This is a genomic window from Sneathiella glossodoripedis JCM 23214, from assembly GCF_000616095.1.
GTDB classification, from domain to species: Bacteria; Pseudomonadota; Alphaproteobacteria; order Sneathiellales; family Sneathiellaceae; genus Sneathiella; species Sneathiella glossodoripedis.
This window is the reverse complement of the sequence record NZ_BAMS01000002.1, coordinates 308,375-329,544: the sequence shown is the minus strand read 5'-3', so window position 1 is coordinate 329,544 and position 21,170 is coordinate 308,375. Positions and strand designations below refer to the sequence as shown.

The 21,170-nt window shown below is 44.1% G+C and carries 22 protein-coding genes, 1 tRNA gene and 1 pseudogene; 11 read left to right on the top strand and 13 right to left on the bottom strand.

Annotated elements, in window-relative coordinates:
• The first annotated feature begins 8 nt into the window (after nt 1-8).
• Both JCM23214_RS20085 and JCM23214_RS09690 read left to right on the top strand, forming a co-directional pair.
• A complete protein-coding gene (locus tag JCM23214_RS20085; RefSeq protein WP_037493226.1) occupies nt 9-257 on the top strand; it encodes a hypothetical protein in 249 nt (82 codons plus the stop codon).
• Nucleotides 258-441: 184 nt separating this feature from the next.
• On the top strand, nt 442-1,362 hold the full coding sequence (locus JCM23214_RS09690; protein ID WP_025898777.1) for a DMT family transporter: 921 nt from the start codon (nt 442-444) through the stop codon (nt 1,360-1,362).
• A 14-nt stretch (nt 1,363-1,376) separates the two neighbouring features.
• Here JCM23214_RS09690 and JCM23214_RS09685 read toward each other — a convergent pair whose 3' ends face one another.
• Nucleotides 1,377-2,054, bottom strand: a complete 678-nt coding sequence (locus JCM23214_RS09685) for an alpha/beta fold hydrolase (RefSeq protein ID WP_148301834.1) — start codon at nt 2,052-2,054, stop codon at nt 1,377-1,379.
• A 446-nt stretch (nt 2,055-2,500) separates the two neighbouring features.
• Between JCM23214_RS09685 and JCM23214_RS09680 the strand changes: the two genes are divergently transcribed.
• Complete coding sequence (locus JCM23214_RS09680; RefSeq protein ID WP_159104332.1) at nt 2,501-3,811, top strand: tyrosine-type recombinase/integrase; 1,311 nt, start codon at nt 2,501-2,503, stop codon at nt 3,809-3,811.
• A 148-nt stretch (nt 3,812-3,959) separates the two neighbouring features.
• On the top strand, nt 3,960-5,891 hold the full coding sequence (locus tag JCM23214_RS22410) for an NADAR domain-containing protein (protein WP_025898774.1): 1,932 nt from the start codon (nt 3,960-3,962) through the stop codon (nt 5,889-5,891).
• A 12-nt stretch (nt 5,892-5,903) separates the two neighbouring features.
• Here the strand turns inward: JCM23214_RS22410 and hsdR are convergent.
• From hsdR to JCM23214_RS09630, 9 genes and pseudogenes are all read right to left on the bottom strand, one after another.
• A pseudogene (gene hsdR / locus JCM23214_RS26650) lies at nt 5,904-8,235 on the bottom strand (EcoAI/FtnUII family type I restriction enzme subunit R).
• A complete protein-coding gene (locus JCM23214_RS09665) occupies nt 8,228-8,980 on the bottom strand; it encodes an 8-oxoguanine DNA glycosylase OGG fold protein (RefSeq protein ID WP_025898773.1) in 753 nt (250 codons plus the stop codon). The pseudogene hsdR and the gene JCM23214_RS09665 overlap by 8 nt, the downstream one beginning before the upstream one ends.
• On the bottom strand, nt 8,977-10,209 hold the full coding sequence (locus JCM23214_RS20070; RefSeq protein WP_025898772.1) for a restriction endonuclease subunit S: 1,233 nt from the start codon (nt 10,207-10,209) through the stop codon (nt 8,977-8,979). The genes JCM23214_RS09665 and JCM23214_RS20070 overlap by 4 nt, the downstream gene beginning before the upstream one ends.
• Nucleotides 10,209-11,660, bottom strand: coding sequence for a class I SAM-dependent DNA methyltransferase (locus JCM23214_RS09655; RefSeq protein ID WP_025898771.1), 1,452 nt, complete (start codon nt 11,658-11,660; stop codon nt 10,209-10,211). The genes JCM23214_RS20070 and JCM23214_RS09655 overlap by 1 nt, the downstream gene beginning before the upstream one ends.
• A gap of 652 nt (nt 11,661-12,312) precedes the next feature.
• A complete protein-coding gene (locus JCM23214_RS09650) occupies nt 12,313-12,597 on the bottom strand; it encodes a hypothetical protein (protein WP_025898770.1) in 285 nt (94 codons plus the stop codon).
• 48 nt (nt 12,598-12,645) lie between these two features.
• Entirely contained in the window at nt 12,646-12,885 is a 240-nt protein-coding gene (locus JCM23214_RS09645) for a hypothetical protein (RefSeq protein WP_148301831.1), read from the bottom strand.
• Nucleotides 12,886-12,983: 98 nt separating this feature from the next.
• On the bottom strand, nt 12,984-14,231 hold the full coding sequence (locus tag JCM23214_RS09640) for a hypothetical protein (RefSeq protein WP_025898768.1): 1,248 nt from the start codon (nt 14,229-14,231) through the stop codon (nt 12,984-12,986).
• 48 nt (nt 14,232-14,279) lie between these two features.
• The gene (locus tag JCM23214_RS09635; RefSeq protein WP_025898767.1) at nt 14,280-14,702 is read right to left on the bottom strand and encodes a hypothetical protein; all 423 of its coding nucleotides are present in this window, start codon (nt 14,700-14,702) and stop codon (nt 14,280-14,282) included.
• A 4-nt stretch (nt 14,703-14,706) separates the two neighbouring features.
• Nucleotides 14,707-15,027: a plasmid mobilization protein gene (locus JCM23214_RS09630; RefSeq protein ID WP_025898766.1), complete on the bottom strand. Its 321-nt coding sequence runs from the start codon at nt 15,025-15,027 to the stop codon at nt 14,707-14,709.
• Nucleotides 15,028-15,579: 552 nt separating this feature from the next.
• Between JCM23214_RS09630 and JCM23214_RS09615 the strand changes: the two genes are divergently transcribed.
• The 4 genes from JCM23214_RS09615 (at nt 15,580) to JCM23214_RS09600 (ending at nt 18,117) form a co-directional block, all read left to right on the top strand.
• The gene (locus JCM23214_RS09615; protein ID WP_025898764.1) at nt 15,580-16,104 is read left to right on the top strand and encodes a hypothetical protein; all 525 of its coding nucleotides are present in this window, start codon (nt 15,580-15,582) and stop codon (nt 16,102-16,104) included.
• A gap of 284 nt (nt 16,105-16,388) precedes the next feature.
• Nucleotides 16,389-17,330: a helix-turn-helix domain-containing protein gene (locus tag JCM23214_RS22405; protein WP_025898763.1), complete on the top strand. Its 942-nt coding sequence runs from the start codon at nt 16,389-16,391 to the stop codon at nt 17,328-17,330.
• Nucleotides 17,330-17,623, top strand: a complete 294-nt coding sequence (locus JCM23214_RS09605; RefSeq protein WP_025898762.1) for a hypothetical protein — start codon at nt 17,330-17,332, stop codon at nt 17,621-17,623. The genes JCM23214_RS22405 and JCM23214_RS09605 overlap by 1 nt, the downstream gene beginning before the upstream one ends.
• Nucleotides 17,620-18,117 (top strand): hypothetical protein, encoded by a 498-nt coding sequence (locus JCM23214_RS09600; RefSeq protein ID WP_025898761.1) that lies wholly within the window; start codon nt 17,620-17,622, stop codon nt 18,115-18,117. Before JCM23214_RS09605 ends, JCM23214_RS09600 begins: the two co-directional genes overlap by 4 nt.
• Before the next feature lie 150 nt (nt 18,118-18,267).
• Here JCM23214_RS09600 and JCM23214_RS09595 read toward each other — a convergent pair.
• Nucleotides 18,268-18,360, bottom strand: a tRNA-Ser gene (locus tag JCM23214_RS09595).
• A gap of 370 nt (nt 18,361-18,730) precedes the next feature.
• Here JCM23214_RS09595 and JCM23214_RS09590 point away from each other — a divergent pair.
• The 3 genes from JCM23214_RS09590 to JCM23214_RS26645 are packed head-to-tail and all read left to right on the top strand — an operon-like array spanning nt 18,731 to nt 19,883.
• Entirely contained in the window at nt 18,731-19,333 is a 603-nt protein-coding gene (locus JCM23214_RS09590) for a PAS-domain containing protein (RefSeq protein WP_025898760.1), read from the top strand.
• Nucleotides 19,330-19,722 carry a sensor histidine kinase gene (locus tag JCM23214_RS09585; protein ID WP_025898759.1) on the top strand — a complete coding sequence of 131 codons (393 nt, stop codon included), beginning with the start codon at nt 19,330-19,332 and terminating at the stop codon, nt 19,720-19,722. Before JCM23214_RS09590 ends, JCM23214_RS09585 begins: the two co-directional genes overlap by 4 nt.
• The gene (locus JCM23214_RS26645) at nt 19,668-19,883 is read left to right on the top strand and encodes a sensor histidine kinase (RefSeq protein WP_084264714.1); all 216 of its coding nucleotides are present in this window, start codon (nt 19,668-19,670) and stop codon (nt 19,881-19,883) included. Before JCM23214_RS09585 ends, JCM23214_RS26645 begins: the two co-directional genes overlap by 55 nt.
• A gap of 43 nt (nt 19,884-19,926) precedes the next feature.
• Here the strand turns inward: JCM23214_RS26645 and JCM23214_RS09580 are convergent, their stop codons facing one another.
• A complete protein-coding gene (locus JCM23214_RS09580; RefSeq protein WP_025898758.1) occupies nt 19,927-20,196 on the bottom strand; it encodes an SEL1-like repeat protein in 270 nt (89 codons plus the stop codon).
• A 206-nt stretch (nt 20,197-20,402) separates the two neighbouring features.
• Nucleotides 20,403-21,092, bottom strand: coding sequence for a glutathione S-transferase N-terminal domain-containing protein (locus JCM23214_RS09575; RefSeq protein WP_025898757.1), 690 nt, complete (start codon nt 21,090-21,092; stop codon nt 20,403-20,405).
• Nucleotides 21,093-21,170 lie beyond the last annotated feature (78 nt).

The window sequence follows — 21,170 nt, the reverse complement described above, 5'->3', positions numbered from 1 at the left end:
TCTTAGGGATGGATGAGGATTGGAAGCAGGAGGTCATAGAGGCAACCGAGACAGAAAATATGAATGCCTCTGATGTGGAGAAAATTCAGGCCGCGCTGGACCTTGACAAGAATTGGCAACCCATAAACACGAAAAGAAAAAGTTTAGGCTCCAACGGATTTCCCCATCTGAGTACATTTGTCGATCAAAGGGGATATATCATTAAAACCAAACCAGAACGCTTTACGCCCTTAGCAATTTCACGGCATGGAAGTTAAAAAAACACGCTGAACAGCTAAAAAAGTTCTTCGATTGCGACTTGAAACTCCGGTCCGATTGTAAGCAAAGAAACGACGAAGCATCGACGATCAGTCTGTTGCACTAACGGTTCTAGCGAGGCAGGTTCAAAATATATTCATCACAACAACTGAGGAAGTTTGCTAGGTTCAAGAAACCTACCAAATGGCCATGGACAGAAGCTTGAATAAGAACCCACCTTTTGCTGCAACTTTTCCGCATTTAGCCTTGAGTGGTGCATCTATAATGCTGGGAATGTCATTTGTTGCAATCCGGATCATCATGGATCAGCATTCAACCCCCGCTACTTTGGGGTTCTTGAGATATGGCCTCGCGGTTCTAATGCTATTTCCTTTGCTATTCTTTGTCAGGCGCCCTATTCCACCCCTTAAAATTATCTTTGTTCTCATCGGGCTGGGAATAATACAGTTTGGATTTTTCCATCTATTTGTAAATACTGCACTGGAAGAGATCCCTGCTTCTCGTGGTGCGGTCATCTTCTCACTTATTCCCATCATGACGATGGTCATAGCGTCAATGGTTGGACGAGATAGATTAACCCCCATCAACCTGTTTGCAGCCACCCTCTCAATCATCGGCGTATCACTAGCGATTGGCGAAAAGGCGTTTCAGGACCAGACTGGCTCCCATAGCTGGAGCGGGGAAATCCTCTTCTTCTTGGCCGTCTGCTGCGGGGCAACTTACAACGCCTTTTCATCTGGCTTATTCAAAGTCCACTCAATCGTTTATTCAACGATTATTGGAATGAGCGCTGGTTCTGCCTTTATTCTTCTCTTTTCTTTTGCGGAGGGTTTTCCTTCCGTTACGCAAAACTTCTCAATCGAAATCTGGATTTGGATCCTGTATCTCGCAGGTCCTGCCGCCGCGTTGAGCCTTTTTCTATTTAACTGGGGATTACAACAGCTCAGCCCTTCAAAAGCAGCTATTTACGTACCTCTAGCCCCGGTCGCAGCGAGTGCGTTTGGAGCCATTTTGTTAGATGAAGAACTTTCCAAACTGTTCCTCATCGGATTAACTTTGGCAATTGCGGGACCAATCCTGATTAATTGGAAGCCAAATCAATAAATTGAACCACGAATTTACAGTCTTTCGATAAATTCGACTATTCGATCTCTGCATTGGTCTGGATTTACCTGCAATAAAAAATGCGGTCCAGATATGTTGTCCAATTTGACTTGCGGAAACAAATCAAGAAACTCCTCGCATTTGGTAGCCGGAACCAACTTATCACCAGTGGCTCTCAAATAAAGGGCTGGGATATTAAGTTTCTCATCGAAGACCGGTATTGATTGCATAGCTTTCAGTCTCTTTACCAAGAGCTCTTGAGGCATCCTATCTATTGTAGCTAAAAATTGTTTGAATAACTCTTGGTCAGTATTACTTCCGAAAAGTAACCACCTGCATATCCTTTGCAAAAAAGGAACTCCTAGAAATGCCTTTAAAGGAAGTTTTGATGCAAAGCTGAGCCTAATACGGCCCGGTGAAGTCAGGAAAGTCGCTACAAATATTACTCCTGAAATCCGATTGGATTTATGTGACGCGATGAGCGCAGCTAAGGGGCCAGAAAACGACTCTGCAAGGAGAACAAATTTCTGTTTCGGTAATTGTTCGATAATCTTGGCTGCCAAATCTTCATATGACTGCCCCCCTTCTTTGGGGAGTTCCAAGATGCTTATTTTAACATCGGGTATCCCCGCAAGCGATTTTGGGAAAAGGTTTCCTGTACCATCCATTCCCGGCAGTAATACTAATTGCAAGATCTTTTCTACCTAACAATTTTCTAAAAAGTTTAACATGAAGTCAGAAATGAAACACCGAAAACTCACTGTGAAAACTCGATATAACTGACAACATTTGGTCCAATTAACTTTGTTAATTAATTAAGTGTCATGCCGTCTAAAACATTATTCAGTTTTTGGCCATAGCCACAAATAAAATAAAAGGAGTATATTTACTAGAAGTTACATAGCTGGGTAATAGCCAATACCTAGATTGAAGTGTACGGTTTTGGGAAAACTTGAAAAATTGGCGTTTTGATTTTTGTTTATTTTTCAACGCCTTACAGAGAACTGTAATTAATGGCGGTGAAGGTGGGATTCCTCCCCATTTCTTCATAGTCATTTGTTTTAATTATTATTTTTCGGATTATATACAAAATATGTACTGGTTTTTGTACGGTTTTTTGTACGGTTTTAGGGCGAAAATGGCGAATTATCTGAAGCTTCGAGGAAAGAAATTCTATTTCACGATCTCGATCCCGAGCGAATTTCAAAGTTACTATGATGGCAAGAAAGAGATCACCAAGGCTCTAAGAACTGACAGTGAGGAAGTCGCACGTCCAAAAGCTTTACTGCTAGCCGCCAGCTTCAAGAAGCAGTTTCAAGAACTTGAGAATGGAACAGTGCATACCCCCCAACTACCTAAAATCAGAACAGCTCTTAAGACAGCTGCTAATGATGAAGATTATAGGGCGGCTCAAGAGGCTCTGCTTGATATGGTGGACGCCGTTAATCCCCCACACCGTCCAACCAGTATAGCCGCAGCAAAAGCCCAAACCCTCTATAAACAAGCGCATAATCAAGCGACCGAAATTCTGTCGCTTAAAGATCAGTTTGTGCAAGAGCACCAAGATCTAGCGCCAAAAACCATGCAAGCCTATCTGGCAACCTTAAATGACTTTGCCGCTCTCAATCCTGTCATGGAGGAAGTTACTCTCAAGGACGCGTCAAATTTCCTGGTGAAACCGATCATCGAGGAAAATAAATCGCCGGCCACAATTAAAAGATGGCGTACGGCACTTCGGCAATTCTTCGCCTGGGCAATCAAGCGTGGCCTTGTTGAGAAAATGGATAATCCATTTGCGTTGGTAGAGCTTCCTAAATCCCCAAACAAAGAGAAAAACACCGAAAAACCTCATCGTGAATTTACAAATGAAGAAGTAGAAAAACTTCTTCAACATATCCCTGAACGAGATCCGATCCTCAAACACCTCACCATTCTGGGAATGTATACAGGTGCCCGAATTGAGGAAATTTCCCGGATCAAGAAAGAGCATGTGGACTTGGAAACAATGACGATGCTCGTCGATGTGTCCAAAACTCAGGCAGGCATTCGCCATCTGCCAATTGTGAGCGCGATTGAACCGCTCGTCCGGAAACTGATGGAAACATCAAAGAATGAATACCTGCTCGACAATCTCACCTGGAGCGCGCTGAACGTGAATGGTGAGCGAATTGAAGGACATTCCCGAAGTAAAAATATTGGCAAACGGTTTAACCGCCTAAGGCAAAAGCTTGATATCGTAGGGACATCAAATAGAGTTTGCGACTTTCACTCGTTCCGCGCAACGGTCGCAGGAAAACTGGAACGCGCAGGCTGCCCGGAAGGCATAGCTGCGGATATCCTTGGGCACGAGCGGAACAACAACAAAAAGCTTGGCATTACTTATGGCTTATATGCGGACCCAGCGAAAACTAAGGACCGCTTAGCTTGGATAGAGAAAGTGAATTACTGATACTCCTTGCAAAAAGATATTCTTTTAAGCAGAGGCATTGCAAAAACACTCTCTGTAATAGAATTGTACTTTTAAAAATATCTACTTCAGTATATCTTAAACAACTTGTTTTCTCTTTTAAAATCCCAACCACCTCTACGAAAAGCGCATGAAAAAAACTTCTACTAATCATCTCTACTCAGCAGACAAAAGCTTATTAAATACGGACGACCCATGCTTTGATTTTGATCACATTAGAAAACAAGTTGCAAGCGCACGAAACAACACTGAGCAATATGCAAATACGATATTTTCCAGACAATTGGGGGCGGTATTAACAAAAGGCTTTTTCTCCTTAGATGGCTCCGTTATTTCAAGTAACGAAGAGTTTACAAATACTACACCCGACTATTTCAAAAAGTCTCGTCGGGCAGTCTATTTCAGGGGAAAGTATCATTTAAGAGGTGTACGTTACACTATTTCTGCTAACCCTACATTTGAACTACGACAAAAGCTGGATACCTTCAAAGAAGATTTTTATGACGGCTTGGACGCTATAAAGAATACAAATTCTCACAAATTCCAGATTGCAATTGCTGACTATATAAAGAACGCTATTTTAACACTCTACAATAGTTTCTTGTATGAGGAGAAAGTTGGAAAATACAAGTTTGAAAATTTGACTTACCAGGCTTTAAGAAAAGAAGGTCAAATTATAGCTCAAGCTGCAGTAGATTTTTTCTATGGGTTAATTTGCAAGGCACAACAGTTATCTAATGACGGCTTTCGTGCTATATCTGAACGCACTGGGACATTTGATAAACTACTTCACCACATTCTTTCAGAGTATGAAAAAGGTACTTTTTCTTCAAGACATATTACAAGGCCAGAAGCTGCTCATCCTCTTGTAATTTCCTCTGCAGCTATTAGATATGCTTTGAATTGTGAAACTCCGCCTGACACAATTGTGGGGTTACCTGCAGGATCGACTGAATTATCATTTGCGCATGCTACAGCGCAACGCTTAATCAGCCGTAGGCTCTGTAACGTTCTTCTATTTCCTGTTTCACTTCATTCAATAAAACACGATTTTGATAACCAGAGTGCAAAACCGAAAGACTTATCAAGGTTTACAAAACACCATGTTAAGAGTTTCAAAGATAAAAACGTAGTTATCATCGATGACAATAGCTCGACCGGCACAACAGTAGAAATGGTAAATAAAGCGATATTACTTCAAAAACCAAATAATATTGAGGTTGCGATTGCTGAGGCTGATGTTATTAGGAGTTTTATTGCAAAAAATGATAATAATAGACCAAATATAGCAACGACGGAGTGCTATAAATATTCGGTAAATATATTACCTGTATCAAAATCTAGATATCCAAAAACAGACTTAAGAGAACTGTTTGAAAAGAAAAAAATGATCAGATGCATAAAGTCACGATACTTTAACAGTGTTCCCAAATCATTAGTCGGAGCCGTCTATATTGATCTAATTAATAATCGGACTGAAGCTATGTTAGATAAACTAAAAGACAGTGATACTATCCGTAGTTTTCGGAAGACTTTTCTATCTAACTTTCATGAGGTTGAGGTGTTTTATAGAAAGGAACATTTCAGCTCAGTAGAACACGCTTACCAAGCAATGAAATTTGAAGATGGAGTGCTGGAATCAGTATCTGATGAGCATATTGAACATATCAATCATCATCTACAAAAAAGAAACACCTCTATTTCACATGCATCATTACCTACGCTCTTTACAGATCCATCCCTAACCGCTGGAACCTCTAAAGTTGCCGCTAACCAACTACGCATACTTGGTTACGTAAGGAAAGACTGGGACAATGTAAAAATTGATATCATGACTGATTTATTGATACAAAAATTTTCACAAAAAACACTCTACGACCGTTTAAAAAATACAGGAGACAAGTATTTAATAGAAGGAAACGATTGGAACGATACTTTTTGGGGAGAATGCGAAGGAAGAGGCAGAAATGTTCTAGGTCGCTTACTAATGACCATAAGAAATACCGATTACGCCCTCTTAGCAAAGACGGCGACCAAAATAAAACTTTCACACAAGCCTTAGCTTAACCAAGCCTTATTCATATAAATACTTCTGAAAACCAACGAAGGCGTCGCGTATTCTTGGAATACCGCCCAATATCGCCGCGGCATCGGCAGTGGAGTGGTATTTCAGCTCTAACAAACTTGGTAGTTTAGATTGGTCCAACTCGCTGACGCCTTCGGTTTCGTACTGTCCTAAAACGAATTCAATAAAGGCCTGCAGCTTGTCGTCATGTCCTTCAAGAATTTGTTCTTTATGGGTCTCCACACGCTCTAGTCTTGTGATTGGCGATTGGGCATAAGCGATGTAGGCGAGCACATCAAAGAGGTCGCTATTTTCCGCTTCAATCAGTTTTGCGATCTCGTTAAGTTCATCATCCCCATAGCCACGCTCTGCCAAGCCCTGAAGCAACGTTTTTCGCGTATCCGGCTTCCCCCAAAGCTCCCGCAGTTCATCCTCATCCTGAAACAAGCTGGCAGATCCCCAAATAACCGCTTAATAAACTGCGCCGGTGAAATGGGTTTTCCATCTGGCCCCCAAAAACTGGTCGAGGCCATATGCTGAATGTTACGGGATGAACCATCGGCCAGCTTAATGACGAGGGTTTTCTTTGTCTCTTCCTCGTCTTCCCAATCATCTCCGCCATTAGGCTCGTTTGGATCATCGCCCTCACCGTCTTCGGGTTTTGGCGGGCGGTCCGGGCCGTCTGTGGGCTCTATTGGCTCACCATCCCATTCCGGATCTTCAAACATTTCATAGTTTTTGCAAAAATCATAAATGGTGAAATAATCTTTGCCATCAAACATACGGGTGCCGCGCCCGACAATCTGTTTAAACTCGATCATGTTTTTGACAGGCTTCATCAACACCACGTTGCGGACATTTCGGGCATCCACACCTGTTGAAAGTTTGGTGCTTGTGGTCAAAATGGTTGGGATGGTCTTTTCATTGTCTTGAAAGACGCGCAGCCACTTCTCGCCCCCAGCGCCATCGGCGGCCCCTACCCGCTCGCAATAATGAAGATCGTCACTATCCTTCATCTGATTTATCAAATCCCGGATGAGCGCCGCGTGAGGTTGCCCCTTACAAAAGACAATGGCTTTTTCTTTTTGATTGGCTTCATCTAAGTAAATCTCAACCCGCTTGGCCTCGCGCTCCTTGATAACAATACCGCCAGAGCGGTTAAAATCGCTTTCGGTATACCGCTTGCCTTCCTCCGGCTCCCCCTCCAACACGGTATCGCCTGCGGTATAGACATACTCATCCATCGTGGTGGCAATCTGGCGCACGCGAAACGGCGTTAGGAAGCATCATTAATCCCTTCTTTGAGGGAATATTCGTAAACAGGCAGTCCGAAATAGCTGTATGTATCCACGTTATTTTTGCGTTTGGGTGTCGCGGTTAACCCCAGCTGCACCGCAGGAGAGAAATATTCGAGGATGTCACGCCAAGCGCTTTCATCCCTCGCCCCGCCCCGATGGCACTCATCAATGATGATAAAATCAAAGAAATCTTCGGGATATTCGCCAAAGTACGGGCTTTCATTCGGGCCCGACATAAAGGTTTGAAAGATCGTGAAAAAGACACTGGCATTTTTGGGCACACGCCCCTTTTTCTTGATGTCTTTTGGATCAATACGCGCGAGCGCATCTTCGTTAAAGGCCGAAAAGCTATTATAAGCCTGATCGGCGAGGATATTACGATCGGCGAGGAATAAAATACGCGGACGGCGGTTCGGCTCTCGCGACAAATTCCAGCGACTATGAAATAGCTTCCATGAAAGCTGAAAGGCAATGGCTGTCTTGCCTGTACCCGTCGCAAGTGTAAGTAAGATCCGCTCTTTACCCGCCGCCACGGCGTCCAGCGCCCGCTCGATCGCGTTATCTTGGTAATAGCGCGGCTGCCACGTGCCGGCGCGATCTTCAAAGGGGATGGCCGCAAATCGATCCCGCCAGGCATTTTCGGCCATAAAGGTGCGCGCCCACAGCTCATCCGGGCTCGGCACGTCACCGATACTCAGTTCCCGTTCTTTGCCTGTGTTGGTATCAATCTCATATAGGCCTTTGCCATTGGTGCTATAGGTAAAACGCACCTGCAATCGTTCGGCGTAATCAATGGCCTGCGCGCGGCCTTCTGATACCGAATATTTTTCTGCTTTGGCCTCAATCACCGCCAATTTTTTATTACGATAAACCAGAACAAAATCTGCTGATAAGGATCGTGCCCGTTTGCCGCCGCCGACCAAGCGGCCGTCGGTGATTTTATGTTCAACAACAATACGGCTGCCTTCAACGTCGCCCCAACCTGCCGCCCTAATGGCAGGATCAATCAAATCCATTCGGGTTTGAGCTTCATTTCTAGGCATCAAAGACCTTGCGATTGTCGCGAACATATTTCCGCCAAGTATGCGGTTTTTTGCCACCTTCTGACATCAATATCCGTTCCGTCTGCTCAGGCGTTTTTCCAATTTTAGCGGCTATACATTCAATTTTCAGGCAAAAATTCTCGTAATTAACTTCGTCATTTACACCCGATACAGTAAGGCCTACTTCAATTTGTTTATTTGGACCCCATTTACAGGTTTTGTCCATTAAGACAACATTCTGTTCGAACAGTAAATTCACAGAGCTAGCAACCCATTGATCCATTATATAGCCTCTAGGGTTATCAACATTTTCCGGCATTAAGAAAAATATCAACTTTGTGAAATAAGCAGGCCCCATTCCTTTTAGCGGATCATCTTTAGCTGAGCGCAATTCTACAAATTTTCTGTAGGCTTCTTTTCTCGAATACTGCCCTGACCTTATTTTATGCGCTAATTCAAGCCACTTTGTTTCTTTTGCGTCTCTAAATACCCTTCCAAGAAACGTTGCACGCATTCCGCCCCACGCCAGTATTCTTAAACAAATATCTTTTGTAGGTTCCGAAGCCATATCTCTAGCTAGTCGAAACAAATCCTCTTTATTATTTGTTTCTTGGTTATTATTTATCCTGTCAAACCAAGCAGCATCAATGTACTCTGAATAGGAATATGGAGTTCTCGTCCCCATTTCTGGGAGTCCATCAATATCGTCTATGCAATCTTGCAACATCTTGAATGAAGACGTCATGCCACCTCCTGCATGTCAGAGGTCAGCTCACCCGCAAAGGCTTTTTGCAGTAGGGATTGTTTGAGTTCTTTAAGAGCGGAAAGCTTTTGTTGGTGTATTTTTGAAAGTGCTCGTGTTTTGTATTCTGCACCCTTGAAAGCGTTTATTATTTCGCTTTGCACAACCATCGAAGGTAAAAGTACAGGTAGTTCCTTAATGATACCCATGTTCAATCCTGCCATTATGCTTCCCTTCGCTCTGCTAGATAAAAATTGAATAGCTGTAGGGTGATGCAAAAAATAGATATGAAGAAAATCAGGTAGACACTTGTTGGTATCTAAGGAGATGCAACATAAATGTTTGGTATTGATGGCAAGCGGGATGTCTTCGGGTACGACGGCACATCTACCACAGGTACCCATTATCGTGATCAAAACATCACCAGGCTTAACAGTATATCGCGACAACTCTTTATATTTTTCTTCTGCAATATAACGTCGTTTGCCCCATTGGAAAGTATTTTTAACAGCATTGTCGATACCTAGAACAGCGATACCTTTATCGACAAATTCATTGTGGAGGAGCTGGCTGCCAAAAGGGCCTGTTCTTATCGAACCTTTTTCTTCTTTCGCCAACTCCGCAACTGTTAATAATGTGGCTTGATCATTATGCTTAGAGAAGATGTTGTTCAGGTAGCTTTCGAACAGGTCTTTGGCGTTTTGGATGTTTTTTTCGGTGTTGGCGATGGCCTGATCAATCCCCGCAAAGGCCTTATCCAATATCGCCACAATCCGCTTTTGTTCATCGATTAAAGGTATAGAAATCTGAATTTCTTCTAGATCAGAAAGCCTTAAAGAGGGGTAGTCGTGATCTTGAACTAGGTCTTGGGCTTTAATTACTGAAAGTAAGTATAGGAGAAATTTGTCGGAAAGCTTTTCCCTGTATGCTTTAATCGTAGCCAAATGACTTGCGACATAAGCATCTTGGCCCAGCATTACTCGATGATTGAGAAAAGTCGATGCCCCACTTTTTGGAAGCAGTATTGTTCCTGCAGCTTTGAGCGACAGAGCCTCAGCGCTGCTGTGATTTATCCTATCTCGAGAACTATTTATCACACCAAAACGAATTTGCCCAACGTCCGAGGTTCTGACAAAGGAGCAATCACCATTAACTGACAATTTATCCTTCTTGGGAGCTGGATTACCGGCTGTGACTTCGGCTACATCTCCGAGTTTTACCTCTGACCACATCACAGCATCTCCCGAATTTCACTCAGGATTTTGGCGCCTTCAGCATCCAGCGCCGCGATTTCAGCGATGATCTCTGCTGGATCGCGTAATGGAGCTTCTTCGGGTGTATTTGGGTTTTTGACGGAAAGGTCAAATGTGGCTTCATCTAAATCAGCACGGTTTATCACCCATGACTTTTCACCCTCTGCAAAGGTTTTTTGCAGTTCCACAAATTCTGCGAGATCCTTATCATTCAGTGGATTGGTTTTACCAAGGCTGCGGCCCGGATCAAGGGCGTAGAACCATGTCATTTCAGTGGGTTTTCCCTTTTCAAAAAACAGCACGACCGTTTTCACCCCGGCCCCCAGAAACGTCTTTGCAGGGCAATCGAGAACCGTATGCAGGTTACAGCTTTCCAAAAGCTCTTTGCGCAAGCCTATTGCTGCATTATCGCCGTTGCTTAGAAACGTGTTTTTAATAACAACTGCACCGCGGCCACCCGCCTTCAGGCTTTTGATGAAATGTTGCAAAAATAGAAAGGCGGTTTCGCTGGTTTTAATGGGGAAGTTTTGCTGCACCTCTGGGCGTTCTTTCCCACCAAAGGGCGGGTTGGCAAGAACCACATCAAAACGGTCTTTTTCCTGCAAATCCATAATATTTTCAGAAAGCGTATTGGTGTGGATGATATTTGGCGCCTCAATCCCATGCAGGATCATATTCATGATCGCGATTACATAGGCGAGGCTTTTCTTCTCCTTGCCGTAAAAAGTCCGTTTTTGCAGCGTTTCAAGATCCGCGGCTTTGGTCGCTTTGGGGCGTAAATATTCAAACGCTTCACACAGGAAACCCGCAGAGCCAACCGCACCGTCATAAATGGTTTCGCCAATTTTCGGATCAACGACTTTCACCATAGAACGGATCAGCGCCCGGGGTGTGTAATACTCCCCCCCGTTCCGGCCCGCATTGCCCATATTCTTAATCTTGGCTTCATAAAGGTGGGAAAGCTCGTGCTTTTCATCGCTGCTGTTAAAGCTGAGGCTATCCATTTCCTCGACGACATCACGCAAGGAATATCCGCTTTGAAATTTGTTTTTGATCTCCCCAAAAATCTCGCCGATTTTATAATCGATGGTGTTGGGATCGCCGGTACGCTCGCGGAAGCCTTTCAGGTAGGGGAACAGCTCTTCATCCACGTATTTGATCAGATCATCACCGACAAGCGCATTGTCATGATCAAATTTTCCATCTGCTTTCTTGGGTGCGGCCCAAACAGACCAGCTATGCTCAGGATCAATAATGCGTGTATAGCTGCCGCCGATAAGCTCTGCATCCATCGCGCGTTCAGTTTCCAGCGTATCCAGATACTTCAAGAACAGAAGCCAAGAGGTCTGCTCCGTATAATCCAGCTCAGACGCGCAGCCCGCCTCTTTCCGCAGAATATCATCAATATTTTTGAAAGTTTGTTCGAACATCGTGTTGTTACTAGCCCCGGCACTATTTATACACTTTCAACCATAAAGGCTATTTCGACCGCCAGCAAGTGGGTTGAATTGATGTTACACAATTCAATTTTTACTTCAATCTACGTCATCCCATGCACAAGCGGCCACATTTACAAACAAGACCCTCATGCGAAAAGAACTCTACGTCCGCTTATAACTTAAAAAATGGCAAAATCTTCAAGGGAATTAGGCGGATCAAATGCAGGGTACAGAAGATTTCATTAACACATGGCAATACTAACATTGAAAATCTTATTCCACGCAATAATACGAAAAGCTCTATATCTAGACTAACAGTCTACGCCCCTGAAAATACGTACCTCAAAGAGTATCGACAATGCTTAACAACCGGAATATTTAAGCTTAGTCAGGAACAGAAATTAGATAGATATCTAGCAAGTATGTTGATAAGCCTCCTTCTCGAACAAACTTAAAGAATTTGGTCGCTGAGGTCACCCCCAGCGACCAAATTCTTTAAAAGTTAAGCCTCTATATCTTTGTAGGCTCGCCATTCACTAAATATGAACATCACCGGTAAAAGCCGAAAGAATTAGCCCAAGACCTTGATATTGTTCCGTAGCCCATTCGCGCCAGACACTTGCTTTCTTGCAAACATCGAGCTTCAATGCTGCCTTTCCACCACATAGTCACAAAAACTTTGAACGATGACGGTGTCGACGCCACCCGCTTCTCCCGAGAGCTTGATAATCTCTTCCTTGGATATTTCTCGATCTACCGTGAGCTCAAAGCCATATAACCTTTTGAACTCCGAGGCCTCTTCAAACTCCGACGGTGTCATTTTATCAAAATCACAAAACCCCCGCCTGACGATGGCAGGGGGCTCCTTGGTAAAGCAGTGAAGAATAAAAAGCGGTTTTGTGTTGTTCACAGAAATTTGCTGGGTCATTGGGAACTCCATTTTAGTTAAGGGCTGGCGGGAGAGTGAGAAGTTCGTCTAAACGACGCGAAATAATGACAGGTCCAAAACCATTCCGGTGAGTAACGGCCTTGATAGCATGTTCCTGAGATACATCCCCTTTGGCCTCATCAATCGCTTATGCTCCTGATAGAATTCCCAAGCGCTTTCGGATTGCTGAAGGGTGACGTCACCACCTCTAAGTGCTTCGATAAAGTATGAAGGCGGCTGACTGCTGAAATAGATAACGTCTGTAAAACCTTGACGGTCGATAACCATGTTAATTTCCTTTTTTTGAGTTGGCTGTGGTTTGTCTGTCCGGACAACCGTCCACCGGACAGACAAACCACAGCCCAACCTCTCCTCACTCCCCTCTTCTACAGCTCTGGTCCTAAATCGCGCCTTTTGGGCATTTGCCTCTTCTGCTCCTTTTTCACAGAAGGTGCGGTTATTTCTGTTCCTTTGGGATTTCGTAGCTGATGCGGCTGTTCATGAACCTGTTGATTTTCTCGAGCTCTTCGTCGGTTGTTTGACCGGAATTCCCCAACTCTTTGAACAGCTCTGAGGGCGCGCGCTCGGATCTGCTTGGCTCTGTCAATGCATCGACCGAAGAACTGATGGAGTTCTTCAAACCGTCGAGCGCTTGCTCCTGATGCCTCATCCAGTTGTTGAGTGAAGTCTGCATATTTTCTATTCGCGCCTCTGACACGTTGACACAACTCATCAATTTGTCGATACAATCTTCCAGCTGTCTCAGGCGCAAATCCATATCGGAGATCAACCTGTCGTTCTGCTCGAGCAATTGCTCCTGAATAGGTGTTGTCACTTCGACTATTTTGCCCATGCCCTATCTCCTCGCTAGTGGTATCCACCACCCCTGCTCGCCCCTCATCCTGCTCAAGGAATCCTTGCTCTCTACTTGCACCCACGTCTTCCCAAACACTATCCTGTACTGGATGTTCGCGGTGTCGGACATGATTGTCGTCATCTCCTTCGCTGTCAGAAGCTGATCCATCTCTGCCTTCAGGCTCTCTATTTGCATCTCTGATGTCATTACCATTTGATGGCTCTTCCAAACACTGACGGACAGCATCCCAACTAAGGTACAGATCAGCGCTCCCCATTTGAGGCTCGGAAACAATTCTCTCTTCGGCTTCTTTTTCTCTCTGTCCGGGCTGAAGAACGGTGGAATTTTGTTTTCGGGCTCCATAGCGCTTCTGATTTCTTTCAGCTCTTGCTGCAATGTGCTGTTCAAGCGTTTTTCGAAGCTCATGAAATGTTCGGAGATTATCCTTTGCATCTCTTCTCGGTCGGTCGAGCGGCTCCGCAATGCGCTCGAGAGATCGGAACTGTTCTTCGAAAACGGCGCCCTGGAGCCAAATGCTTTGTTTTGTGTTTGGTGGTCGGACTGAGATCGTCCGTTTTGTGCGTCTTGTGATGTCCAATCCGGCATCGTTTAATCTTTCTACTACGTCATCAACATTATTAATTTCTCCCGCAACAACCAGCTCGTAAATCCCTTGATGGATTTCGCTTCTAAGCTGCTCTCTTTGGGGGATTTTATCGGGAGACAGGTGGCGCAAATAGTCAGGTTGCTTGAAAAGCCGCCGCCGACCTGGCTCCATCGGAGAAGCCCAACCATTTTTATGGTTGAAATAATCCCGAAAAGCGTTTCAAGGATCATGCTCTCCGGGCGGATAGATGTTGTAGGAGCGCTCCTTTGGATCCATCAATCGCCGCGGATAAACGAAATGGTATTCTTCTCGCTCGCTTCCAGTGTGAGTATGTCGCACCCAGACACCTGGCGGCCGCCACTCCTCAGGAATACCGGCAAAAGCCAGGTTTTCAGTTTCCTCAATAAGCTCAATCAATTCGTGCTTCTGCACCTTATCCCCTGGCGCGAAACTCAGAACCATCGAAGTGTATTTGAGCTGATGCGGGGAGGCGTCGATATAGGCACCTACGAGATGCGGATTCCCATGCACCAGTTTCGGTGCAGGCACCCGAAGCTGCCCTTTTGCATCATAAATTGACAGCAAGTAGTTTAAGATTTCTAAGGAGGGCCCGCGTCCATTTCGAAGATGTTTTACAAGCATTGTGTCATCCTCTCTTCTCAATATGTGAGACAAGCCGCCGGAGCATTTCTTCAATATGATACGCACTGATGGCGATAGGACGGGAAAACGGGTCGTATGAGTGCGCATTGCAATGCTTCACGAGCTGATTGAGATTATTCCCAACCGCATTCACAGCGCGGATCAATCGCTCATAGTCACGACGTGGCCGAATTATCGACGTTACGGCTGTGTGCCTCAAAAAATCTGAAAGACTCATCCCCGCGAGTTTGGCTCGTGTTTGGATGCGCTGTTTCTCAGAAGGGCGAACTTTAACAAAGAGGCGTTCTGTGTATTTTTCACTCATCACAGGCACCTCCGCATGCACATGCGTGGGGGGTTCCAAGGGGGGCTCGGCCCCCTTTGGCCAGGTCCATTGGGAGGACTGATCCAATTTTTCTACGACTGAATGTCGTAAAAAATTGATGATCAGTGCGCACAATGGGGTCCCTGGCAACGACGATAAAAATAATATTATTTATCATTCCTCTGCCCCTCCTCCGGTTTTGCAAGAAGGGTGCTACAGTTATCGTTTGCCGCTTCCGTTTGTATCTGTTTTAGCTTTTGCGCAGACAATCCCACACTAAGCGGCCACTTAAAGAACATACTTAAATAATTTTTCACTAAAGAGTTTCCTTCTATGTTTATTGGTCTCTCTTTAGGTATTTGGGAGAAATGAAAAAAAATCCTCCGAGTTGAGGTAAAATAAAGTTGTTGGAAAAATATATTTTTTTCCTATACGCGCATGAATCTATATTAGGAGACGCCAAATACCGGTTTTTTCTTCCTCATTTTTATTTTTTATTTTTTTTCTCATATTAGACAGGTGACTAACAATCAGGAAGAATTGACTTATAAAATGCACCAAATAAAATTTGAACACTGCAAGCTTATCTCACCGCAACTTTCAGAGCCTGATCGCTCTGTGTTTCCAAATGGAGTTTACCGGTGCGATGTGGCTCTCCCCTTGTCAAAAGCAGAACTCAAAGTAAAAGAAATAGGGGAAGTCGCGAAAGAGCGCCATGGAGCTATCAGTCCTCTGGCTCTGTCAAAGCTCTGGTGCCGGAGAGAGAAATTCGTCCAAGAAAAAGAGGATCAAGTAACGTTCAAGCTTCGTGCGCTTAATTATACAAGGCTGGATGGGTCGGTTGTGGATTGCAGCCCACAATTTATAAGCTCAGATTGTAAAAAAATATTATCTGAGGCGCCAGGACATGAAAGCCTATGCAATGTTGCCGCGGAATTGCTGTGCTACAAAACAGGCGACTTTAAAGGGCTAGCTCTGATCCCGATTGGTATTCAAATTCTGAAATTTGTAAGCCATACACCAGCGAATGACCTCGCAACTGAATTCGGTTTCTCTCCTGAGGAAGCGTATAGCTAAAACTTGGTAGCAATCAGACACTACATGAATATGAATCATCCACAACAATTTGATTGAGTTGCCACCACTTCCAACTCTAAGACGGCTCTCCGCCTTCTAATGTCATGCAAGTTATATAAAATAGCGCCCAAAAAAGAGCCCAACTAACCATTTAATAGACATTAAATGACATAATATATTTTAAAACAAGATTTTCTTATAAATTTTCTATTTTTGTCGTCTTTTAAAATGTATTTTTTAATACCATACTACTTTTATCGTTTTTATTTGGAAAAGAGTTAGCTATGCAAATCAACTCAAATCGACTACGCGAGCTTCGCAAACTTAGAAAACTTACCCACCAAACTCTTGCTAAAGCCGCTGATATGTCACCGAGACAAATTAGCCGCCTAGAAAAAACTTCACGCTCAGTTCGTGAGGGAACTTTATACAAACTAGCAAAGGCACTGAATGTGGAACCTGGCGTTCTACTGAATGAGTTACCCATGCCAAAACCTAAAGTCGGGGCCTGCATGGAAACAGGAAAGAGGGTACAAGTGAGCGCACAGCTTTTGCCCGAAGTACGCTTAGCTTACGCGCTCGTTAAACGGCGGTACGGAGTAAATCCAACAACATTATTCAATGCAGCCCCTCTTTTATTCACTTTGTTAGCCGAGGACAGCACTTTGTCACGCACAAAAAAAGTACAAGACATTAAAGAAGCTGCAGAACAACTCAGTAAATTAGGCGTTGGGAACCTCTCCTTTACACTAGCGGCTAGTCGAATTGAAGACGGTGTTAAAGGCGAAGAAGCCTCCATCCAAAACAATGATTTGTTTGGCACAAAAGTTAGTGAAGACAGTTTTGATTTTGGATACGATCAAACCAAAAATAATCCATTTGCCGATTTTCTCCGCAAATACTCAAGAGAAATCAATTCTCCAGGCATAGTCGATATTGACGACACCGAGCTAGCATATGGACCACTTGAAAACTTCCCGATCTTTGAAATTTGTGCTGATGACTTGGAACAGATTTCAGGAGGCTGCGCAGAAGCATCATATGCATTGACACGTGGACACGCTCGGATCGGTGACATTCCTGACGAGCTATGGTCCGACGACGCTGTAGCGAAAAGAGTGCAATGGCTAAAGGAGCAAATCCCAGAAAATGAGAGGAACCTATTTACCCACGACTTCCTAGACTCCATCGACCTCACATACGATGACAACAAGGAAATCAGCTAATGAGTGGTCTTATCATATCAAATCATGCCTCTACCCGCATGCAACAACGAGGACTAAGACGCTCCGACCTGGATCTCATCTTCAGCTGCGCATCAGAAATGTGTGATGGCAGCTATTTCCTTAGCCGAAAAGACGTCCGACGTGAAATCAATCGTCGAAAGCGCGAAATTCAGAAACTAGAGAGACTAAAAGGCAAAAGAATAGTCATTGCCAACGAAACGGTGGTGACCTGTTACCACTCCCAACAAGAAGACCAAAAGCAGATGCTTAGAAAAGAAAGAGATACAAAATGACCTGCGGCCTCGAACCATCAACTGTCGCCGTTTACCTCAAAGAAGAAACTGTAAAACTTTTATTCACGCATCAACAAAGCAAGCACCAAACACTAGACGAAATTATCTACAGATTGGCAAAAACAAAATTTGTTTCAACAGCGCAACTGAACAATGAGAAAAAAAGTAAGTACAAATTGACTTTTCTGGGTACACATTTTCATGACAATTCCCTACCAACAATTTTCGGTCAACTCATTGATCACCTAGCAACAACCAAACCGGAATATCTGCAGAAACTGGCAATTGAGAAAGCGCGAACGCGTCAATATGTTTCGCGAAATCAGGAAAAAATTCATCCAGGTCGTCCTGACCTAAAAACAGTAAAGACAAAAAGTGGCTGGTGGATCAGCGCTAACATTGGTTTCAAGGACCTCGAAAGAGCACTCGAAGCTCTATGCAAATCAGCCAACCTCGCATATCTCGAAGACATCAAACTTTTTGACTTGCGCTAACTTGATATAGTGAACAAATTTGCCGCGACAAACACAAACAAACTATGTACTGTATTTTGTACGGTTTTTTGTACGGTTTTGGAAAAATTTGAAAAAATGGCGTTTTGATTTTTGTTTATTTTTCAACGCTTTACAGAGAACTGTAATTAATGGCGGTGAAGGTGGGATTCGAACCCACGATGGAGCTATTAACCCCATACTCCCTTAGCAGGGGAGCGCCTTCAGCCACTCGGCCACTTCACCGTCGCGCGCAAATATGGCAGATTTTGTTTTGGTTGCAACCCCTTTTTTGGAAAATATAAATTTTTCCGAAACGCCCAATAATTCTCTTTGCAAATGGCGGCCTTGAGCTCTTTGTTTGATCAAAGATAGTCATGCTCAAGATTAAATCCAATCTCACCTTCAATTATTCTTGAATTTACATTCTTTATTACAGCAACTATAAGGTGCATTTAAAACCTTAACACAATTAATTTTATCTAAATCTTAATCAAGTGTTAAGACTTAAACATTAGAATAATGTGAACATACCTAAGTAGAGTTTCAGCGCAATTTTTATCGCTTTGGCAGGGTATCCAGAGCACCAAATATGTTTACCTCGGGGGGTAAGTTTATGCGTGAAAGTCTTGAGTTCGAGGAAATCCTGCTGGACGCGCTCGATAATATCTCGGAAGCTTTCGTTATTTATGACAAAGATGGGTTTCTTGTTACCTGCAATGACAAGTTTCGCAAACTCTACGGCTATTCCAAAGAAGAAGCAAAACCTGGCGTTCATTTCAAAGAACTGGTTGAGTTTGACATTAGTCGCGGAAATGTTCGCGTCCGTGACGAATTTGGTTCAGATAAAGAATACCTCAAACGAAAAGAGGAATATCGTCAGACGTTGAAAGGATCATTTACCTTTCAGCTCAAAGATGGACGTTGGATCAAAACGACTGATCGCCGCACATCAAACGGTGGCTTAGTGTCAATCCAGAGTGACATTACCGACATGAAAGAGAAAGAAGCACTGCTCTTACAAGCCAAAGAGCATGCCGAACTTGCCAACAGGGCAAAGTCGGATTTCATGGCCAATATGAGCCACGAGCTTCGCACCCCCCTAAATGCAATTATCGGCTTTGCTCCTTGCTCTCAACTGAAGTTTACGGCGAGCATTCCGACAAACGCTACAAGGAATATGCCGCGGATATTGAAGGCGCGGGATCCCACCTTTTGAGCCTAATTAATGAATTGCTGGACCTTGCTAAAATCGAAGCTGGTGCAATCCAGTTAAATGAGCAAAAGACAGACCTTTTCCAAATTACGCAGTCCTGCAAAACGATGCTCACCGCGCGTGCGAGTGAGCGGAACATAAATGTACATACATCTGTTGTACCAGCCGAGCTTTATATTCAGGCTGATCCGATCAGATTGAAACAGATATTGGTTAATCTAGCGGGGAATGCGGTCAAATTTTCCAATCACGGTGGCAATGTACACATTAGCTGGAGCTGTAGCCGGGGGCGTATCATTCTGGAAGTGAAAGATGATGGCGTTGGAATTGAGCAGGAATTTATTCCAGAGCTCTTTCAGCCTTTAAAAGAAGTCGGATTGCGCAAAATCTGAAAAGTGAAGGAACAGGGCTTGGATTAACACTGGTAAAGCGGTTTTGCGATGCCCATGGCGCTCAAATCAATGTGACAAGCATGGCCAACAAAGGCACAACGGTTCGCGTAGAATTTCCAGCTTCAAGAACAGTTTTGGCGCATCAGGATATTGCTTCCTGATCACGCCACTGAAACGAAATTTTCAAAATTCAGTCAGAGTAACTTAGTGAGTGAGATACCATTCACGCGCAAGCTTCTGTGCGACTGCTATTTCCTGAGGAGACATATCCATGGAAATTTCAGCGCGGCTCTCGCGGGCTTCCACCACACCGTTCATCGCGGCCAGGTTCAGCCATTTATGCGCTGTCACAAGATCCACAGGAACCCCATCACCCATCGCAAAACGTAGTCCTGCGCGATACTGCTCTTCAGGAGAGCCTGCGTCAGCTTTCGCAGTTAGTTTTGATAAATAGTCTCTATCCAGCTCTGCCATGATACTCCTCCATTCGTTACAGCATCCAGATAAACGCCTAGTTTGGTCACTTTGAACCCTTGCTAGAAGTTTATGATGGGGAGTAAATCCTTAAAAAAATCTTTCCTGAATTATTTTTTTCTAATTTTTAAAATGCCAATCTTGAAATAATTGAAAAATTCGTGGCTCTTGTGAACATAAAAGCAGCCAATAGAAACGAAAAATACCTAGGTTGCCTTTTGATTAAACAGAATCTTTTGACTATCTTCAGAGGTAAGGCTGGTTTGTTGCTGTAATTCCGCATTGAGGTTAAAGCCCCGTTTCACAGCAGGACGCTCACCGACCCTTTCGAACCAGGCTTTCAGGTTCGGAAAATCATTCAAATCCTGCAATTGGCGTTCGTGCCGTGCAATCCACGGCCAACAGGCAATATCTGCAATAGAATACTCACCTGCGATGTAATCCCGACCTTCCAGTTGCTTGTTCAGCACTCCATATAAGCGGTTACATTCATTCACATAGCGATCAATGGCATATGGAATTTTCTCTGGCGCATACAGCCGGAAATGATGCGCCTGCCCTGCCATTGGACCCAGTCCTCCCATCTGCCAGAACAGCCATTCCATTACCGATATTTCTGCGCGCGGATCCTTGGGGAGGAATTTTCCATATTTACGCGCCAGATAAAGTAAAATAGCTGCGGATTCAAACACAGACTGCGCGGGGCCACCGTCCAAGGGGTCATGGTCCACAATGGCTGGCATTCGATTATTGGGAGAAATTTTCAGAAAATCAGGCTTGAACTGATCCCCTTTGCCAATATTGACCGGTATGACGTTATAGGGGATGCCCAGCTCTTCGAGCATAATGGAAGTTTTCCAGCCATTTGGAGTTGGCCAAAAGTACAGGTCAATCATGTGCAGGTCTCCTTACTGCGAAGGCCATTAATTGGAATATTCATTCCAAATACTATATGGGGCGGTTCATTCCCTGCA

Excerpts from the sequence above, each read along its gene's own strand:
- JCM23214_RS09655 (WP_025898771.1), bottom strand. The coding sequence starts at position 11,660 with ATGTTCGAACAAACTTTCAAAAATATTGATGATATTCTGCGGAAAGAG.
- JCM23214_RS20085 (WP_037493226.1), top strand. The coding sequence starts at position 9 with ATGGATGAGGATTGGAAGCAGGAGGTCATAGAGGCAACCGAGACAGAA.
- JCM23214_RS09650 (WP_025898770.1), bottom strand. The coding sequence starts at position 12,597 with ATGACCCAGCAAATTTCTGTGAACAACACAAAACCGCTTTTTATTCTT.
- JCM23214_RS09690 (WP_025898777.1), top strand. The coding sequence starts at position 442 with ATGGCCATGGACAGAAGCTTGAATAAGAACCCACCTTTTGCTGCAACT.
- JCM23214_RS09575 (WP_025898757.1), bottom strand. The coding sequence starts at position 21,092 with ATGATTGACCTGTACTTTTGGCCAACTCCAAATGGCTGGAAAACTTCC.
- JCM23214_RS22405 (WP_025898763.1), top strand. The coding sequence starts at position 16,389 with ATGCAAATCAACTCAAATCGACTACGCGAGCTTCGCAAACTTAGAAAA.
- JCM23214_RS09615 (WP_025898764.1), top strand. The coding sequence starts at position 15,580 with ATGCACCAAATAAAATTTGAACACTGCAAGCTTATCTCACCGCAACTT.
- JCM23214_RS09630 (WP_025898766.1), bottom strand. The coding sequence starts at position 15,027 with ATGAGTGAAAAATACACAGAACGCCTCTTTGTTAAAGTTCGCCCTTCT.
- JCM23214_RS09590 (WP_025898760.1), top strand. The coding sequence starts at position 18,731 with ATGCGTGAAAGTCTTGAGTTCGAGGAAATCCTGCTGGACGCGCTCGAT.
- JCM23214_RS20070 (WP_025898772.1), bottom strand. The coding sequence starts at position 10,209 with ATGTGGTCAGAGGTAAAACTCGGAGATGTAGCCGAAGTCACAGCCGGT.
- JCM23214_RS22410 (WP_025898774.1), top strand. The coding sequence starts at position 3,960 with ATGAAAAAAACTTCTACTAATCATCTCTACTCAGCAGACAAAAGCTTA.
- JCM23214_RS09665 (WP_025898773.1), bottom strand. The coding sequence starts at position 8,980 with ATGACGTCTTCATTCAAGATGTTGCAAGATTGCATAGACGATATTGAT.
- JCM23214_RS09605 (WP_025898762.1), top strand. The coding sequence starts at position 17,330 with ATGAGTGGTCTTATCATATCAAATCATGCCTCTACCCGCATGCAACAA.
- JCM23214_RS09635 (WP_025898767.1), bottom strand. The coding sequence starts at position 14,702 with ATGCTTGTAAAACATCTTCGAAATGGACGCGGGCCCTCCTTAGAAATC.
- JCM23214_RS09680 (WP_159104332.1), top strand. The coding sequence starts at position 2,501 with ATGGCGAATTATCTGAAGCTTCGAGGAAAGAAATTCTATTTCACGATC.
- JCM23214_RS09600 (WP_025898761.1), top strand. The coding sequence starts at position 17,620 with ATGACCTGCGGCCTCGAACCATCAACTGTCGCCGTTTACCTCAAAGAA.
- JCM23214_RS09645 (WP_148301831.1), bottom strand. The coding sequence starts at position 12,885 with ATGGTTATCGACCGTCAAGGTTTTACAGACGTTATCTATTTCAGCAGT.
- JCM23214_RS09580 (WP_025898758.1), bottom strand. The coding sequence starts at position 20,196 with ATGGCAGAGCTGGATAGAGACTATTTATCAAAACTAACTGCGAAAGCT.
- JCM23214_RS09640 (WP_025898768.1), bottom strand. The coding sequence starts at position 14,231 with ATGGAGCCAGGTCGGCGGCGGCTTTTCAAGCAACCTGACTATTTGCGC.